Source organism: uncultured Halomonas sp. (assembly GCF_947501415.1).
Lineage (GTDB): Bacteria > Pseudomonadota > Gammaproteobacteria > Pseudomonadales > Halomonadaceae > Halomonas.
This window is the reverse complement of the sequence record NZ_CANMVL010000002.1, coordinates 48,182-65,360: the sequence shown is the minus strand read 5'-3', so window position 1 is coordinate 65,360 and position 17,179 is coordinate 48,182. Positions and strand designations below refer to the sequence as shown.

Below are 17,179 nucleotides of genomic sequence, written 5' to 3'. Positions count from 1 at the left end.
TAATCGCCATGTCCGATTTCATCATTGTGGGGGGCGGCGGCCATGGCCGCGTTGTGCATGAAGTGCTCGAAGCGTTGGGCCATCGAGTAACAGGCTATACCGACCTCGAGCCCGTGGAACATGCCAAGGCCTCGTATATGGGGCCAGATAGTGCCCTGCTTGAAGCGCCACTGTTGTCCGTTCGAGACCTTGCCCTGGGCATCGGCAAGGTGGGAACGGGTCATGCCAGGATGGCAGTTCTGGGGCGGTTAGCGTTACGCGGTTACCGCTTTCCCACCATTCAGGCAAGGGGCGCGATCGTGCACCAGGACGTCATCATCGGCATGGGAACCCAGATCATGGATGGTGCCGTTGTGGTGACAGGGAGTCGGCTCGGACGGGGCTGCATCATCAATACCCGTGCCTCGGTCGACCATGATTGCCGTCTCGGTGACAACGTGCACGTGGCACCCGGGGCGGTACTCTGCGGCGATGTGACGGTCGGTGACAATGGCATGATAGGGGCGGGTGCAACGCTTGTTCCTGGCATCAGGCTATGTGCGGACTGCGTCGTCGGTGCCGGCGCCACCGTCGTTCGCAGCATCGAGCAGCCCGGCATCTATGTGGGTACACCGGCCAGGAGAATCCAATGAACAGAGCGCCAACCTTCATCATCGCCGAAGCCGGCGTCAACCATAATGGCGATCTGCAGATGGCCCTGGAGCTGGTCGACGCCGCCAAGGAGAGTGGCGCCGATGCGGTAAAGTTCCAGTCCTTCAAGGCCGACCGGCTGGTCACGCGTCAGGCGCACAAGGCCGCCTATCAGAAGCAGTCGGTGCCGGGGGAGGACACGCAGTACGCGATGCTGAAGGCCCTGGAAATGTCGGAGGCCGATTTCCGCTGCATTCACGCCCACTGCGAGACGCGTGGGATCGAATTCCTGGCAAGCCCCTTCGACGAAGAGAGCGCCGCGTTTCTCGACGCCCTGGCCATGCGCACCTACAAGATACCCTCCGGTGAGATCACCAATCTGCCGCTGCTCAAGCATATTGCGGCCTACGGCAAGCCGGTGATCCTCTCGACGGGCATGTGTCATCTCGCCGAGGTCGAGGGAGCGTTGACGACCCTGGACGCAGCAGGCGCGGGAGCCGTCTCCCTTCTTCACTGCGTCACCCAATACCCGGCACCTCACGATGAGATCAACCTGTCGGCGATGACGACCCTGGCCCGAGCATTCGGCAGAGAAGTGGGATACTCGGACCATACCGCCGGTATCGAGATCCCCATTGCGGCCGTTGCCATGGGCGCCAGAATCATCGAAAAACACTTTACCCTCGATACCGCTCTGCCGGGCCCCGACCACGCGGCGTCACTGCCACCCGCGGAGTTCAGGCGCATGGTGCAGGCGGTCCGCCATGTGGAGCAGGCCATCGGCGACGGTATCAAGCGGCCCGCTCCCTGTGAGATCGCCAATATCGGCAGTGTGCGCAAGTCCATCGTGGCGGCGTACACGATTGCCGAAGGCGAGGTGATTACTACTCGGCATCTCACCCTCAAGCGGCCAGGCACCGGGGTGTCACCGATGCTTCTCGATGTTGTCGTCGGGCGTCGTGCGTTACGCACGATCGAGGTCGACCAGCTGATCGAGTGGGGGGACCTGGCATGACCGCAAGACGCCTTATGACCGCAAGACGACTATGGGTACTGACCTCGACCCGTGCCGATTTCGGGCTGCTCTACTGGCTGCTGCGTGAGATCGATAACGATCCAGATCTGGAGCTGATGCTGGCCGTCACGGGCACCCACCTGTCACCGGAGTTCGGCATGACGGTGCAGGACATCGAGAAAACCGGACTACCCATCCACCGGCGCATGGAGATCCTGCTCTCATCGGATACCCGAACGGCCATGACCACGGCCATGGGGCTTGCCATGCTGGAGTGTGGACAAGCCCTCGCCGCCGACCGACCCGATATGGTCGTGCTTCTCGGCGACAGATTCGAGATTGTTCCCGTCGCATTGGCGGCGGTGGCGCATGGTATCCCTGTGGCCCACCTACATGGAGGGGAGACCAGCAGCGGGGCGGTTGACGAGTACTTCCGGCATGCCGTCACCAAGTTGGCCAGCTTCCACTTTCCGGCGACCGAAGCCTACCGGCGGCGAATCATTCAGATGGGGGAGGATCCCGCCAGGGTGTTCAACCTGGGGGCGCCGGGCCTGGATCATCTGCATCACAGTGAAAGCATCGGGCGAAGTGCACTGTTCGACACCCTGGGCCTCGACCCGGAACGCCCCACCGCCCTGGTGACCTATCACCCCGTTACAGGCGATACCCATGGCGATGCCCGTGGCGAGGTGACAGCACTTCTGGAAGCGCTGGCCTCATTCGAGGGACTGCAGTGCGTCTTTACCAAGGCCAATGCCGACACCCAGGGCAGGGCCATCAATGCGCAACTCCAGGCCTGGTGCGAGGCCAACCCGCAGCAGGGCCGCCTCTTCGACAACCTGGGCCAGCGGCTCTACCACGGTTGCCTGCGCCATCTCGATCTGGTGGTCGGCAACTCCTCCAGCGGCCTGGTCGAGGCGCCATCATTTCGCCGACCGGTGGTGAATGTAGGAAAACGCCAGCAAGGGCGCATCGCGGCAGCCAACGTGATCTCCACGAGCAATGATGCCGAGGCGATTCGGGAGGGGATTCGCCGTGCGTTGGATGCTGACTTCAAGGACGGATTACTCGACATGCACAACCCATACGACCGCTTCGGCGATGGCAGTACCTCCAGGCGCATCAAGGACATGCTGGCCACCGTCGAACTCACTCCGCAACTGCTGCAGAAGCGGTTCCATGACATCAGCATTGGCGAGTAAGGCGTGCAGGCCACAAGAGGGCAATGACCATGTTTGAATCACTGCTGATCGGTAAGCCACGCAAGATACTGGACGCACTGCATCAACTGGAAGAGACGGAGTGCAAGATCCTCTATGTCATCGATGATGCGGATCGATTCGCGGGCACCCTCACCGATGGGGATATAAGACGCTGGATCCTCGGTGGCGGTGACATGGATGGCAACGTCGGTGATGTCTACAACTCAACACCTTACTACGTCAAGGCCGACTATCAGCTCGCCGAGGTCAAACAACGGATGCGGGAAGGGCATTACACTTCCGTACCGGTGATCGATGATGAGCACAATATCGTCGATGTGCTGTTCTGGGAGCAGGTCTTCAACAACGGCGAGAAAAAGCTCCCCACACAGCCGCTGACATTACCCGTGGTAGTGATGGCAGGAGGCAAGGGAACGCGATTGGCTCCCTTTACCAGCGTGCTGCCCAAGCCTCTGATCCCCGTTGGGGACAAGACGGCCATTGAGCTTATCATGGGTTCATTCGCCGAGTGTGGCGTTAACGACTTTTATGTATCCGTCAACTACAAGTCGAAGATGATACAGGCCTACTTTGAAGAGCTGGAGCCTGACTATAAGGTAAACTACCTCTATGAGGACAAGCCACTTGGCACTGGCGGTGCACTCCATGCGTTAGCGGGAAAGTTGCAGGGTGATCTGGTCGTTACCAACTGCGATGTAATCATCAAGACGGATTACGCCAGTCTGGTGGAACATCACCATAATGAGAACAACGATATCACTATGGTGGTTTCTGTTCGCAATTACGATATCCCCTATGGGATCTGCGACATCGTCGACAATGGACAGTTATGCGCCATGCGCGAGAAGCCTCACTACAACTTCATGGTGAACACCGGCATGTATGTATTGCGCTCCTCCGTGCTGGATCTGGTCCCCAGGGATGAGTTCTATCACCTGACCGACCTGATCGAGGAGGTCAAGGCGCGTGGCGGACGAGTCGGCGTTTTTCCCATCAGCGACAAGGCGTGGCTGGACACCGGTGAGTGGCAACAGTACTGCGAAACCATGTCGCGCCTGGGCTGAAACACTTGAGCTGATCATTTGTGCTGAAACTCTCGCTCTGAAGTGTGTGACTATGCGACATCGCGGAATAGTGGCAACTTTCCGCATCTGCCCCACATCTGCTCCACCCCTGAATAGTAAGGGACCCGCCATGATAACCGGTAACAGAGTGATTGCGGTTGTGCCCGCCCGTGGGGGCAGCAAGTCCGTACCCGGCAAGAATATTCGCTCCTTGGCAGGCAAGCCCCTGATCGGCTGGTCCATCGAGGCGGCCCGAGCGGTAGAGGAGATCGATCGCATCATCGTATCGACCGACGATGATGCGATCGCCGAAGTCGCGGAGTGTTTTGGTGCTGAGGTCTACCGTCGACCAGATCACCTGGCGACGGATGATGCACTGGTCATCGATGCCCTGCGAGACCTCTACGCTACCCTTCGCCGGGAAGGTGAGCCCGCCGATATCATGATCCTGCTCGAGCCCACCTGTCCGCTGCGTGCCAACGAAGACATTCACCAGTGCCTGGTACGGATGGTGGAAGATCACCTCGACTCGGTAGCGACCTTCAAGCAGGCCGATCTTAATCCACATCGTGCCTGGCGGCTCGATGGCACGTCGCCTAGCCCCTTTATCGAGGGGGCGAACCCCTGGCGTCCCCGTCAGGAACTGCCCTCGGCCTACCAGCTCAACGGTGCCGTTTACGTCTTCTACCCCGGTCGTCTTTTCGAAGAGGAAGGGCAGAGTTTGCTCTATGGGCGGCGTGGCGCCGTCATCATGCCTGCTGAACGCTCCATCGATATCGATAATCAGATGGACTTCGCCATTGCTTCGTTGATGAGGGAGAACATGCAATGAAAGATATCGTACTGATCACCGGGGCAACGGGCGGAGTAGGTGCCTCACTCTGCCATCATCTTTGCGAGGAGTTTGAAGTGTTGGCCCTGGCCAGAAGCCAACGCAAGCTATCGAAGCTGGTAGAACAACTCCCTGCAGTGACACCCATTGTCGCTGATATGGAGTCAAGTTCAGGCTTGCAGGGAGTGCTTGACGCCATATCCACGCGTTACGGCTATATCCCCTACATCATCAACAATGCCGGTGTTAACTTACCCGCCTCGCTCACCGAGCTCACAGATGAAGCGCTATCGGAGTCGCTGCAGGTCAACGCCCTGGCGCCCCTAGGCATCATGCGACACTTTCTACCGTTAATGCATGAGCATGACTTCGGGCGCATCATCAATATTACCTCCGGGGCGCCCTTCAATTGCTTCGCCGGTTATGGGGCTTATAGTGCCTCCAAGGCCGCCCTGAATGCCCTGACGATAACAGCGGCAAATGAGTATGCAAGTCGCAACATCAAGATCAATTTGATGAGTCCGGGCCCGGTGCGCAGTGGGATGGCACCTGCCGCAGATCTGGACCCCTCTGTTTGCCATCCCACGATCGACTACCTGCTGCGACTGGGCAAGGATGGCCCCACGGGGCGTTTCTTCTGGCTGGGACATGAAATCCCATTACTTCCGGATCACGAAGGAATCGATTGGCTGCAGGGTAGGGCACCAGAGAAGTATAGGATCAACGGGGATCAGGCTGAGCTTCAACAAGAGACGTCCCGACAAGAGACGCTTCAACATGAAGAGAAGGCCAGATGACGATACGCACTGGTATCATCGGCCTCAGCGAAGGGAACGGCCACCCGTTCTCCTTCTCGTCAATCATCAATGGCTACGCTGGCAGTGGCCTGGTGGAAGCAGGCTGGGCGGGCATTCATGATTATCTGAGTCGACGCCACCCCGCCGATTTCGGCGTTGGTAATCTTCGTGTGACACATGCCTGGACACAGAGCGAAGCCATTACCATGGCGCTGTGCCATACCGCATCAATCCCGCATGGTGTTTCATCACCCGATGCCATGCTTGGCGAGGTCGATGCAGTAATCATCGCCCGTGACGACCCCGAGAGCCATCTCCACCTGGCCAGGCCGTTCCTCGAAGCGGGACTGCCGGTATTTATCGACAAGCCTCTGACCCTGAATCAGCACGAACTGCAAGCGTTCAGTCCCTATCTTGAATCGGGCCGACTGATGTCCTGCTCGGCCATGCGCTATGCGATGGAGCTGGACGAGTTGCGCTATCGCCTGAACGATCATGGCAAGCTCTCGCTGGTGCGGGGAACCGTCATCAATGGCTGGGAAAAATATGGCATCCACCTGTTGGAGGCCATCCTTTCGCTATTGCCATCGCGGCCGGTCTCGGTGGAACCGCTAAACCTTGGTCATGAGTCGGTGCTGATACGCCTCGCCGACGATACGCCGATCATCATCGATGCCCTGGGTGACTCCCCTGTGGTCTTCAAGGTGGACGTGATGGGGAAGAAAAAAATCTCCCATCACACCATCTCCGATAACTTCAGCATGTTTCGTCGGGCGCTCTGGGAGTTCTCGCGCATGATCGAGACTGGAACGCCCGGCATAGCCCCCGACGATACCCGAGACACAATCCGAACCCTTATTGCAGGCAGTCAGGCCCTGCGCGAAGGGCGCAAATGCTATCTGGATGCGCTGTGAGTCACTCAGTTGGCAGAACACACCAGCGCCAATTCCTTGAGACTCTATTCTGGAGACACTATGAAGCTGCAACAAGATCGAAGGGAGCCGCAATATCGAGGGAATCCACAATATCGAGGGCTGTTCGATCTAACAGGCAGGGTAGCACTGGTGACCGGAGGCGTGGGCATCCTCGGGCGGGAGTTCTGTCGAGTGCTCGCCGAGTTCGGGGCGAACGTTGTGGTCTGCGACCTCAATGGTGAAGCGGCTGCACGCTACGCAGAAGAGCTGAGTGACACCACCGGGCGCCGCTGTGAGGGCCATACCTGTGACGTCGCCGACGAGGCCGCGGTCATCGACGTCGTCGATAGAGTCGTCAGCTCCTATGGCGGTATCGATATCCTGCACAACAATGCTGCCAGCAAGTCTGATGACCTGGAGGCATTCTTTGCTCCCAGCGAGGAGTACAGCCTTGCCGAATGGCAGCACATCATGCGCGTCAATCTGGATGGTCTCTTTCTGGTATCACGCACCGTGGGGAGGCAGATGATCAGCCAGGGGCGTGGTGGCAGCATCATTCACACCGGTTCTATCTACGGCCATCTCGGCGCCGATGCGCGCATCTACGAGGGGGCGGAGTACCTCGGCCTACAGATTAATACGCCAGCGGTGTATGCCGCCTCCAAGGCCGGTGTGGCCGGCTTGGCACGCTACCTGGCGACCCAGTGGGCCGTACATGGCATTCGGGTCAATACCCTGGTGCCCGGGGGTGTCGAGAGCGGCCAGAATGACGAGTTCGTCAAGCGGTACTCTGAAAGGATCCCCCTTCGACGCATGGCTCGCCATGAGGACATGGTAGGACCGTTGATCTATCTGGCGTCGGATGCCTCTCGTTACGTCACTGGTCAGGAACTGTTCATCGACGGTGGGTTGAGTGCCTGGTGAACGACCGATCTCCAAGGAGCAGGACAATGCAGAACCTTACCATCGTCATGTATCACTACGTCAGGCCACTTGCCGGTTCTCGCTACCCCGAGCTGAAGGCCCTGGAGCTGGATAATTTCCGTGGTCAGCTAGCCCATATCGAGAGGAACTACACGGTCATCGACATGGAGCAGCTGATCGCCGCGGTCGGTCCCGAGGCGGTGCCATTACCGGAAAATCCGCTACTGCTTACCTTCGACGATGGCTACATGGACCATATCGACCACGTCCTGCCGTTGCTCAACGCTCGCGGCTGGCAAGGCAGCTTCTTCCCCCCGGCCTGTTCGGTCATCGATCGGCGGGTGCTGGATGTCAACAAGTTGCACTTCGTTCTGGCCAGCGTTGCCGATCCCGAAACCCTGGTCAGGTATGTCTTCAGCGCCATGGATGAAGCGCGGGAAGACCACGGCCTGGAGCGGAATGAAGCGATGTTTGCTCGAATCGCTCATGACAGCCGCTACGACGATCCCGCCACCACCTTCGTCAAGCGTGCCCTGCAGAGGGAGCTGCCCGAGGCATTTCGCAAGTCACTGGTCGACAGCCTGTTCAGCCGGTATGTCTCCAGTGACGAACAGGACTTCGCCGCAGAGCTCTACATGGGCGAGAGGGAGCTGACCCACCTGCTCGATGCCGGCATGTTTATCGGCAGCCATGGCTGCCAGCACTACTGGCTCAACAGCCTCGAACGCGATGCCCAGATCCAGGAGATCGACAATAGCCTGGCGTTCCTGGAGCGCCTTGGAGTTCCCAGGAAGGATTGGGTCATGTGTTATCCCTATGGCGGCTATGACGAATCGCTACTCGGCATTCTTCGCTCTCGCGGCTGTGCGGTCGGCCTGACCACCGAGGTGAAGGTCGCCAACCTGGCAGATTGCGACCCCCTGACACTGCCACGCCTGGATACCAATGACCTGCCGATGTCGGCAGGCACCCCTCGCCGTCAGTCGCATATCGCCACACCTGAACCCTGAACTCAAGCACCTGAACTCAGAAAATAAGCGCCACTAAATTCTGCACACAAGCGTTAACCTGAAGCCAATGGCATGGAACGCAGTAGCCTCAATCATTCACACGATACCCGTAAGTTACGGATTTTGGAGAGTAGCATGAAGAAGAAGCTGGTTTGCCTGCCGGTGGAAGTCTTTAAAAGAGAGTTTGATGCCAAGGTTTTCTTGGGGGTAAAGGCAGTCGAGCGTGGTTATCAGGTTGTGATAGGGCATCATAAGGACCCCGTGTTGCTCAAGACGCCGGTTGGGTTTTATTTGTACAAGGACCATGGCAGGGGATCCGTGCGGCTGGTCAATAAATGGTATCAAGATGATTGTGTCGTAGCAGCGCTTGATGAAGAGGGGTTAATAAGAAAGTCCGATAATTTGTATAAGCAGTCCCGTGTAAATGACCAAGCGATCAGCAAGCTAGAGGTAGTATTTGCATGGGGAGATGACCAGAAAGCCCTGCTGCAAAGATGTGGTGTCGAGAAGAAAATCGTCGTTTCAGGTAATCCTCGCTTTGATTTGCTCTATCTTCAGAATAACGCTAGGGGATTCCGTGATGGTAAAGTTGCAAGCAAGAGAAAGGTGCTTGTCAATACACGGTTTGGCTCTATCAACAGCGCAATAGGAGAACAGTATGTCGAAAACATGAGGAACTGCGGAGAACTGGATACTGAAGATGATGTGAGGGAGTGGGAAAACTTCAAAAAAAATGAAAGGATTATTTTTGACGAATTTATCAACCTTATAGATATGCTCGGTGGTGAAGAGGAGCTGGACGTAATAGTTCGTCCGCATCCTGAAGAACTGAAGGATACCTATGAAAAAGTTGCAGAAAAACACCCCAATATAGTCGTCGACTTTGAATCCAGTCTCGTCGATCACTTGGCCTGGTGCGATGTCCTGATACATGATGGTTGTACTACCGCTATTGAAGGAAAGGCGATGGGCAAGGAGGTGCTGGGGCTGAGGCCACCTTGGGTTGATTACGACTACGGCACTCTCGCCAATCAGTTCTCTATCAACTTTGAGACGCCACGAGCACTGGTTGCCTACCTGAAAAAGCCCTGGAAACGGGAAGAAAGAGGCGAAGGTCTGGACCTCGCGGCCAGTAAGATCGCAAACTTCAGCTCGGGCGACTCCTTCAAGAAAATCCTCGATACCATTGATGGTTATGAAATACCAGAGGTGAAGCTCGTTGACTCCAGCAGCTGTAGAAGCAAGAAGGAGTTTTCCCACAAGGCGGCGCTTGCTCTATATAAATGGTTTCCTGTTAAGTCGGTGTTCAAGTCAGAGTTTCTAGGGCTGGATAAATTTCTCGACTTGAGAAAGACCTACGATAAGTATGATAGAGCGTACCCTAGAATCACGTTAAATGAAATCAATGCTTCTATCGAGAAGGCCTGTCGGCTATCGGGCGATACACACCTCCTGAGCAAGATTGAGGTGGAAGTGCTTTCCCATAAATCCTTTAGGTTAAGTATTAATTAAATAGTATGAATAACTGGACCTGCCTTCGGCAGGTCAGATTCTGCACTCAGAATTTTCGGTCAAGTGATGATTGGAGTGGATGATCATATTTTTTGAATTCAGGTAATTGAGTTTAGGTGGAGTGGTGAATTCCACCTCACCGAAATTCAAGCATTAGAAAAACCATCGTTGCGAACAGGGAAAATAGTGTTCTGCCACGCCTCGAAATTGTTACTTTATGTAATATTGTGTTTTTTTAATAGGGCTGAACACTTACAAAGGGTTCGAACCTCGAACCTCGAACCTCGAACCTCGAACCTCGAACCTCGGATCACAGAACCTGCCGTTGAGGTGCCTTCAGCGCCACCGAGATCAACGATCTGCCAATGCAGCCATGGGTTACACAGATGAGCGCCAAACCAACGCCTAGCCAGAAAAGCAAAGAAGCTGACCTGAGACGGTTGGCAGGCCTGTTGATCGACCATAAGTGGGCCATTCTCGGGTTCGCCCTGCTGTGTACCCTGGGCAGTCTTGTCTTCGCGCTTCTGACAACACCGATCTATCAGGGGGATGCCCTGGTCCAGGTGGAACAGCGCTCCTCGGTCAGTCCGCTGGGCGATCTTGCGAACATCATGGGGGATAGCTCTCTTCAAGGCGATAGTAGCAACAGCACGGCCGCTGAAGTGCAGATTCTCAAATCGCGCATGGTGCTTGGCCAGGTGGTGGATCGCATTGGCCTCGACACGCTGGTCCAGCCCAAGCGGTTGCCTCTGGTGGGAGGCTTCATACAACGCCATGAGATTCCCCGGCCGGGTATTCTGACAGGTCGGCTAGAGCTTACCGGGTGGCTGCCTGACACCCTGGCGCTACCAGAGCCGCTGAGGGAGAGCGAGATGCTACCTGCCATGCTCAAGGGCAGCATCGGCATCCCGGACATCTTCAAGGGCTCGATCCCTGTCCCTGACGTCCTGGGAGGGCGCTCCTCGGTCTGGGGTGGCGAACACCTACGCATCGGTCTCTTCGAGGTGACCGATCAGCGCCTGCTGGGCCAGCCGCTGACACTCAAGGCCGGAGACGAGGGCGACTATAGCCTCACACTTGATGGGGAGAGCTATCAGAAGCTCGGTTCGGCACGAGTTGGTGAACTGGCAAATTTCGCCAATGGCGCCATCCGGCTGCGTGTAGCGGAGCTTCAGGCTCCCGAGGGGGCCGAGTTTATCCTGATCAAGCGATCCCGCCTGCAGGCCATTCGCGATCTCGCGGCGCGCCTGTCGGTGAGCGAAAAGGGGGGGAGTTCCGGCCGTTCCAGCACCGGCATATTGCGTTTGTCGCTGGTTGGCCCGAACCCTGAGGCGATTCGCCGTTCGCTGGATGCCGTGGCCGAAACCTTTCTGACCCAGAACGTTGAGCGTCAGTCGGCGGAGGCCGAGCAGAGTCTTGCCTTTCTCAATGAGCAGGCCCCAAAACTGCGCGACAACCTGGCTGCCGCAGAGGAGAGCCTGAACCGCTATCGTGTCGAACAGGACAGTGTCGACCTGAACTCGGAGGCCCAGGCCGTCATCCAGCAGTTTGTTGAGCTGGACAGTCGCCTCAGCGAACTGGAGTTCCAGGAAGCCGAGATGGCGCAGCGATATACATCCTCGCATCCCACCTATCAGGCATTGCTGCGCCAGAAGCGTCAACTGCAAGCACGACGAGCCGAGCTTGACGAGCGAGTGGATCAGCTGCCCGAAGCCCAGCAAGAGGTAGTGCGACGTACGCGTGATGTGGAGGTCAATCAAGCCATCTATGTCAGCATGCTCAACAAGATGCAGGAGCTGCAGGTGGCACGTGCCGGCACGGTGGGCAATGTGCGCATCATCGACGATGCCGTGGTGGCGGAACAGCCGATCCAGCCACGCAAGCCGCTTATCGTGGCACTGGCCACCGTGCTCGGCGGCCTGTTTATGTCAGGCGTGGTCCTGGTACGTGGTTTGCTCAACACGGGCATCGAAGCCCCCGACGAGCTCGAGGAGGTCGGTCTTGCGGTCTACGCGACCATACCGCTCTCCGATGAACAGACGAAGCTTATCAAGCGTTTCAAGCAGCGTAGCGGTCGAAGTTCCCGCGAGTTGGTCCATGGCGTTCTCGCCGAACGGGCACCAACGGATACCTCAATGGAAGCGCTACGCGGGCTGCGTACCAGTCTTCACTTTGCCATGCTCGATGCCTCCGATAACCGACTGATGATCACCGGGCCCAGTCCGGGCATCGGCAAGAGTTTCGTGGCACTCAACCTGGGAGCCGTCTGCGCCCAGGCCGGCCAGCGAGTGCTGGTGGTCGATGCCGACATGCGCAAGGGGCACTTGCATACCGCCCTGGGGGGCAAGAGCGATGGAGGCTTGTCCGAGCTGCTTAGCGGCCGCCGCGACCTGATCGGTGTGATTCGTCCCAGCGGTATCCCAGGCCTCGACTATGTGGCGCGGGGTATCGCTCCGCCCAACCCCTCGGAGCTGCTGATGAATGAAGAGTTCACCCTCTTCCTGATGAAAGTCAGCGACCGCTACGATCTGGTGATCATTGATACGCCACCGACGCTGGCGGTGACCGATGCCGCTCTGATCGGGGCGCAGTGCGGCACCACGCTGATGGTGGCCCGCTATCAGGTCAACCCGGTACGCGAGGTCCAACTGGCCCGGCGGCGGCTGGAAAATGGGGGCGTCACAGTAAAAGGAGCGGTGCTTAATGCCATGGAGCGTAAGGCCGCCACCAGCTACTCCTACGGCTATTACCAGTACGCCTATACATAAAAAAGAGGATGCTATGGATAGGATGATGAAGCTGCTGGAAGATCTGACACCGCTTAACCGCGTGATCTGCTCCAGCGACTATGACAGAACCATTCAATATATGAAGAGGCTGCTGCCGTTTCGGGAAATCACTTATTCGGCGGGTAACGACTACAACGGATGGGTCATTCCCCCCAGCTGGGACGTGACACGAGCGCAAATCGCCTACCAGGGTGAGATTATCTATGATGGCTGCCATCACCCCATGGCGGTGATGGCTCTCTCGGCACCCTTCGAGGGGAGGGTAAGCAGGGAGGAGTTGCGTCGACACCTTCACTATGATCATCGGTATCCCGAAGCGATTCCCTTTCACTTCAGGCAGCTGTTTCGTAGTTATGAGCGTGACTGGGGCTTCTGTGTGCCCAGGAACTTCTACGATAGCCTCGAGGAGGGCGAATACGATGTTCTAATCGAGACCTCGGAGGGGCCCGGCACCCTGCGTGTACTCGACTACACCCTCGAGGGCCGCTCATCGAACACCATCGTCTTTGGCGCCAACCTGGACCACCCGGGCGTCGCCAACGATGGCCTGGCGGGAGTGGCGGTAGGCGTGGCGCTTTTCGAGAAGCTGCGCCAGTCAGGGAAACAGTATAATTTCAGTTATCGATTGGTGCTGGCACCCGGCATCATTGGCAACGAATACTATCTCGGCCATCTGGATGCATCGGAGCGCGATAGGATGCTGGAAGGGGTGATGCTGGAAATGCTCGGCTCTCCGACCGAGCTCAACCTTCAGTTCTCTCGCCAGCAGCAGGCAAATATCGAACAGACGCTGGTTCATGCGCTGGAGAGCAAGGGGGCTCGTCATCGTACCGGTGAGTTTGCCAGTGCATTGATCAACGACGAATACATCTGGGAAGCCTATGGTATTCCCATGGCGTCCTTGTCACGCTTTCCCTATCCCGAATACCACACCGACCTCGACAACTATGAACTGATGGATCGTCAGGCCCTTGAAGAGGCCGTCGACGTACTGGTCGAGGCGATCGAGGAGCTGGAGTCGAGTGCGATTGTCAGCAAGCGGTTTGTTGGCAACATCTGCCTCTCCAATCGCAGGTATGACCTCTATATCGATCCGGGGCAGGTCGCTTTCGGCGATATACCGGATGCCGAGCGGCGAGGGCTACGCAAGTTGATGGAGCTTGTTCCCACACTCGACCGGCCAACCAGCATCGCCCTGCTGGCCAAGCGCGTTGGCCTCTCCGCCGGCACAGTAGAAGACTATCTCGAGAAGTGGGCCGAGCATGGCCTGGTGGAGCTGGTCACATCCAGGGAAACGGCCGCGTCGCCCTGCTAGCGTCGCGAGGCCACGCCCCAGTCTTCATGGGCTGGATGCCATCGAGTGGATATCAACAAGGCACGATCCGACTATGCTCGCCAACATCAAAGAGCTTTACTCGCTGTTAACCCGGCAACAGCGCAAGAGACTGCTGCGGCTGCAACTGCTGGTCGTGGTCATGGCCTTTGCCGAAGTCGCGGGTGTGATGTCCGTCGGACCCTTCATGGCCCTGGTGGGTGACTTGAGCTATCTGCAGGGAAGCGGTGTGCTGGCCAATCTCTACCGGATGACCGGCATGAGCCAGGAGAGCTTCCTCTTCTGGTTGGGGAACGGTGTATTGATAGCTCTGGCCGTGGCAGCCGGCGTCTCGATCTTCACCGTATGGCGCCTGTCGCTCTATGGACATCAGGTAGGGGCCGAACTCAGTATGCGGCTCTACCGACGCTATATGCAGCAGCCCTGGTTGTTCCACGCCAGTGGCAGCAGCAGCGACCTGACCAACAAGATTGCCCAGGAGTGCAATCGGGTGACAGAGAGCATCCTGGCACCCCTGATGCAGATGAACGCCAAGCTGGTGATGGCCACGTTCATGGTCATTACGGTGTTCAGCTTCAACCCATTGGTGGCGCTGGCCGGGGTTACCATCTTCGGCCTGGCATATCTGGTGCTCTACCGGGTGGTGCGGAGAAAACTGGTGTCCAATGGCAGGGTGGTCACCCTTGCGCAGGCCGAGCGATTCAATCTGATGCAGGAGGGGTTCGGCGGCATCAAGGATGTCCTGCTGCTGGGCCGGCAGAAGGTCTTCAACGACCGGTTCGAAAAGGCCAGCCGACGCTATGGCCGTGCCCAGGGGACTACCAAGGCGCTGGCCATGGCGCCGCGTTACGCCATGGAGCTGGTAGCGTTTGGTGCCGTTATCTTTCTCGTGCTCTTTCTGCTGAAGGCGCACTCAGGAAACCTGACGGCGATACTGCCTCTCGTCTCGGTCTATGCATTGGCAAGCTTCAAACTGTTGCCAGCCTTCCAGCAGATCTACACCAGCATCTCGACCATACGTGGCAATCTTTCGGCCTTCGATGCCATACGTGACGACCTTTATGCAAGCCAGGAGGGGCGCCAGGGCGAGAACAGCCTATTGCCGGCGACAGGCATCATCTCGCCGCAGGAGACAATCTCCTTGGCAGATGTACATTTCCGCTACCCCAGCAAGGAAGAGAAGGTCCTGAAAGGCCTGTCGCTGACTATTCCTGCCAAGAAGGTCATCGGGCTGGTGGGGCCTTCCGGCTCCGGCAAGTCGACGGTGATTGACATGCTGCTGGGGTTGATCCGACCCGACAGCGGCGAGTTTCTGATTGATGGGAAACCTTTGACGCAGGAGGGCACTCGCGCCTGGCAGAACAACCTGGGACTCGTTCCTCAAGCCATCTTTCTGGCGGATGCCAGCATACGCGAGAACATCGCCTTCGGCCTGCCACCGGAAGAGATCGACGAGGCGCGTATCAAACGGGCCGCCAGAATGGCCCAGCTGGATGAGTTTCTCAAGCACCTCCCCAGGGGGCTGGATACCCGGGTGGGCGAGCGTGGCATTCAGCTTTCAGGAGGCCAGCGGCAGCGGATCGGTATCGCCCGTGCGCTTTATGACGACGCTGAAGTGCTGGTGCTGGATGAGGCGACCAGTTCCCTGGATGGCATCACGGAGAAGCGGGTCATGGATACCATTCATGAGTTCTCCAGCAACAAGACCATCATCATCATTGCCCACCGCCTGGCCACCGTGAAGCAATGCGACTGCATCTACCTTATCAAGCAGGGCGAGGTCGCCGATCAAGGAAGCTATAACGATCTGGTGGAAAGGAATGCTCTGTTCAAGCATATGACAGAGCATGCCTGAAACCGAGCCGGCCATTAGGAAGCCGTATTATCGGCCGGGTGACAGGAATCGCATCACGCTGACTCGATGACAACAGACTCGATGATTAGCGAACCGATGACAACAACAGGGGCGGGCATGGTCTCTTTCGAAAACAATCGACAGGCGGGGCCGATCACGCTGTTTCTTCCCTCCCTCAATGGAGGCGGTGCAGAGCGCGTGTTCGTCAACCTGGCCAATGAGTTCACCCGTCTTACGGAGCGCCCCATCCATCTCGTCCTGGCGCGAGGAGGCAGCGCTTACAGCAACCAGGTGTCGCCAGCGGTAAGAGTGGTGGATCTTGGCAAGCGCCGGACCACTCATGCCTTGCCCGCTCTCGTCGGTTATATCAGAAAAGAACGGCCAAGCGTCATTCTGTCGACGATGGCCGACGCCAATGTGGTGGCATTGCTTGCCCGTTCGCTCGCCGGTGGGCGCTGTCGTGTGCTTATCCGTGAGGCCAACGTGTTTTCCATGCAAGGCGCGGGGGTTCGCGAGAAGGTCCGGGCGAGGCTGATGAGCCTTCTTTACCCGCGCGCCGATGCCATGGTCGTGATTGCGACAGACATACTGGATTCACTGCACGCGGCTGGCATCAATACATGTGACAAAAAGCTCTTTATCGGCAATCCGGTCAGACCCACGGAGCACACGGTCGAGGACACCGAGTTGCCCGAGATACTGTGCGGTAGGGAATACCTCTGTGCCATGGGACGACTGGTACCCCAGAAGGGCTTCGATGTCCTGATCGAGGCATTTTCCCGGTTGAATGACAAAACACTGCACCTCGCCATCCTGGGGGATGGACCACTCATGGAAGCACTGGTAGTAAAGGCGCAGAAGGCGAACGTTGCTGACCGCATCCATTTTCTGGGGTTTACGCAGCATCCCGAGAACATCCTTCAGCACTCGCGCCTGTTCGTGTCGTCATCGCGTTGGGAGGGGTTTCCCAACGCGATCATGGAGGCGCTTTCGGCTGGTACCCCCGTTGTGGCGACCTCGTGCCCAGGGGCATCAGGCCTGATCCTCGAGAACGGGCGGCATGGCTATCTGGTGCCGCCAGACGATTCGGCACGGCTTGCCGAGGCCATCGACGAATCACTGGTTAAGCCTGCCGGCACACGCAGAGCCCGTAAGGCACGCTGTGCGGACTTTTCACCCCAACTTATCGCCACCCGCTATCTGGAAGAGATGCGAGCGATCGAAAGCTCCGGTATGACCCCAGTGGCAACAGGGCGGAGCGAGAGTGGAGTAGGGAGGTGA

Annotated in this window: 14 protein-coding genes; all 14 read left to right on the top strand. The window is 57.7% G+C overall.

Annotated features, from left to right (window positions below; genetic code table 11):
* The first annotated feature begins 8 nt into the window (after positions 1-8).
* On the top strand, positions 9-632 hold the full coding sequence (locus tag Q0894_RS01080; RefSeq protein ID WP_299230730.1) for a NeuD/PglB/VioB family sugar acetyltransferase: 624 nt from the start codon (positions 9-11) through the stop codon (positions 630-632).
* On the top strand, positions 629-1,645 hold the full coding sequence (gene neuB / locus Q0894_RS01075; protein ID WP_299230728.1) for an N-acetylneuraminate synthase: 1,017 nt from the start codon (positions 629-631) through the stop codon (positions 1,643-1,645). Before Q0894_RS01080 ends, neuB begins: the two co-directional genes overlap by 4 nt.
* On the top strand, positions 1,642-2,847 hold the full coding sequence (neuC, locus tag Q0894_RS01070; RefSeq protein WP_299230727.1) for a UDP-N-acetylglucosamine 2-epimerase: 1,206 nt from the start codon (positions 1,642-1,644) through the stop codon (positions 2,845-2,847). Before neuB ends, neuC begins: the two co-directional genes overlap by 4 nt.
* Positions 2,848-2,876: 29 nt before the next feature.
* The gene (locus Q0894_RS01065; RefSeq protein WP_299230725.1) at positions 2,877-3,932 is read left to right on the top strand and encodes a sugar phosphate nucleotidyltransferase; all 1,056 of its coding nucleotides are present in this window, start codon (positions 2,877-2,879) and stop codon (positions 3,930-3,932) included.
* Between the two features lie 130 nt (positions 3,933-4,062).
* Positions 4,063-4,764: an acylneuraminate cytidylyltransferase family protein gene (locus tag Q0894_RS01060; protein ID WP_299230723.1), complete on the top strand. Its 702-nt coding sequence runs from the start codon at positions 4,063-4,065 to the stop codon at positions 4,762-4,764.
* The gene (locus Q0894_RS01055) at positions 4,761-5,561 is read left to right on the top strand and encodes an SDR family oxidoreductase (protein WP_299230722.1); all 801 of its coding nucleotides are present in this window, start codon (positions 4,761-4,763) and stop codon (positions 5,559-5,561) included. Before Q0894_RS01060 ends, Q0894_RS01055 begins: the two co-directional genes overlap by 4 nt.
* Positions 5,558-6,475, top strand: a complete 918-nt coding sequence (locus Q0894_RS01050) for a Gfo/Idh/MocA family oxidoreductase (RefSeq protein WP_299230720.1) — start codon at positions 5,558-5,560, stop codon at positions 6,473-6,475. Before Q0894_RS01055 ends, Q0894_RS01050 begins: the two co-directional genes overlap by 4 nt.
* Before the next feature lie 150 nt (positions 6,476-6,625).
* Positions 6,626-7,399, top strand: a complete 774-nt coding sequence (locus Q0894_RS01045; RefSeq protein WP_299230718.1) for an SDR family oxidoreductase — start codon at positions 6,626-6,628, stop codon at positions 7,397-7,399.
* A 26-nt stretch (positions 7,400-7,425) separates the two neighbouring features.
* Positions 7,426-8,409 (top strand): polysaccharide deacetylase family protein, encoded by a 984-nt coding sequence (locus Q0894_RS01040; protein WP_299230716.1) that lies wholly within the window; start codon positions 7,426-7,428, stop codon positions 8,407-8,409.
* Positions 8,410-8,544: 135 nt separating this feature from the next.
* Entirely contained in the window at positions 8,545-9,921 is a 1,377-nt protein-coding gene (locus Q0894_RS01035; protein ID WP_299230714.1) for a surface carbohydrate biosynthesis protein, read from the top strand.
* Positions 9,922-10,286: 365 nt separating this feature from the next.
* A complete protein-coding gene (locus Q0894_RS01030) occupies positions 10,287-12,689 on the top strand; it encodes a polysaccharide biosynthesis tyrosine autokinase (RefSeq protein WP_366130952.1) in 2,403 nt (800 codons plus the stop codon).
* A 13-nt stretch (positions 12,690-12,702) separates the two neighbouring features.
* Positions 12,703-14,025, top strand: coding sequence for a DUF4910 domain-containing protein (locus Q0894_RS01025; RefSeq protein ID WP_299230710.1), 1,323 nt, complete (start codon positions 12,703-12,705; stop codon positions 14,023-14,025).
* Between the two features lie 73 nt (positions 14,026-14,098).
* The gene (locus Q0894_RS01020; protein ID WP_299230708.1) at positions 14,099-15,898 is read left to right on the top strand and encodes an ABC transporter ATP-binding protein; all 1,800 of its coding nucleotides are present in this window, start codon (positions 14,099-14,101) and stop codon (positions 15,896-15,898) included.
* An 81-nt stretch (positions 15,899-15,979) separates the two neighbouring features.
* Positions 15,980-17,179 carry a glycosyltransferase gene (locus Q0894_RS01015; RefSeq protein ID WP_299230706.1) on the top strand — a complete coding sequence of 400 codons (1,200 nt, stop codon included), beginning with the start codon at positions 15,980-15,982 and terminating at the stop codon, positions 17,177-17,179.

Excerpts from the sequence above, each read along its gene's own strand:
- Q0894_RS01035 (WP_299230714.1), top strand. The coding sequence starts at position 8,545 with ATGAAGAAGAAGCTGGTTTGCCTGCCGGTGGAAGTCTTTAAAAGAGAG.
- neuB (WP_299230728.1), top strand. The coding sequence starts at position 629 with ATGAACAGAGCGCCAACCTTCATCATCGCCGAAGCCGGCGTCAACCAT.
- Q0894_RS01015 (WP_299230706.1), top strand. The coding sequence starts at position 15,980 with ATGATTAGCGAACCGATGACAACAACAGGGGCGGGCATGGTCTCTTTC.
- neuC (WP_299230727.1), top strand. The coding sequence starts at position 1,642 with ATGACCGCAAGACGCCTTATGACCGCAAGACGACTATGGGTACTGACC.
- Q0894_RS01050 (WP_299230720.1), top strand. The coding sequence starts at position 5,558 with ATGACGATACGCACTGGTATCATCGGCCTCAGCGAAGGGAACGGCCAC.
- Q0894_RS01065 (WP_299230725.1), top strand. The coding sequence starts at position 2,877 with ATGTTTGAATCACTGCTGATCGGTAAGCCACGCAAGATACTGGACGCA.
- Q0894_RS01030 (WP_366130952.1), top strand. The coding sequence starts at position 10,287 with ATGCAGCCATGGGTTACACAGATGAGCGCCAAACCAACGCCTAGCCAG.
- Q0894_RS01080 (WP_299230730.1), top strand. The coding sequence starts at position 9 with ATGTCCGATTTCATCATTGTGGGGGGCGGCGGCCATGGCCGCGTTGTG.
- Q0894_RS01040 (WP_299230716.1), top strand. The coding sequence starts at position 7,426 with ATGCAGAACCTTACCATCGTCATGTATCACTACGTCAGGCCACTTGCC.
- Q0894_RS01025 (WP_299230710.1), top strand. The coding sequence starts at position 12,703 with ATGGATAGGATGATGAAGCTGCTGGAAGATCTGACACCGCTTAACCGC.
- Q0894_RS01055 (WP_299230722.1), top strand. The coding sequence starts at position 4,761 with ATGAAAGATATCGTACTGATCACCGGGGCAACGGGCGGAGTAGGTGCC.
- Q0894_RS01060 (WP_299230723.1), top strand. The coding sequence starts at position 4,063 with ATGATAACCGGTAACAGAGTGATTGCGGTTGTGCCCGCCCGTGGGGGC.
- Q0894_RS01020 (WP_299230708.1), top strand. The coding sequence starts at position 14,099 with ATGCTCGCCAACATCAAAGAGCTTTACTCGCTGTTAACCCGGCAACAG.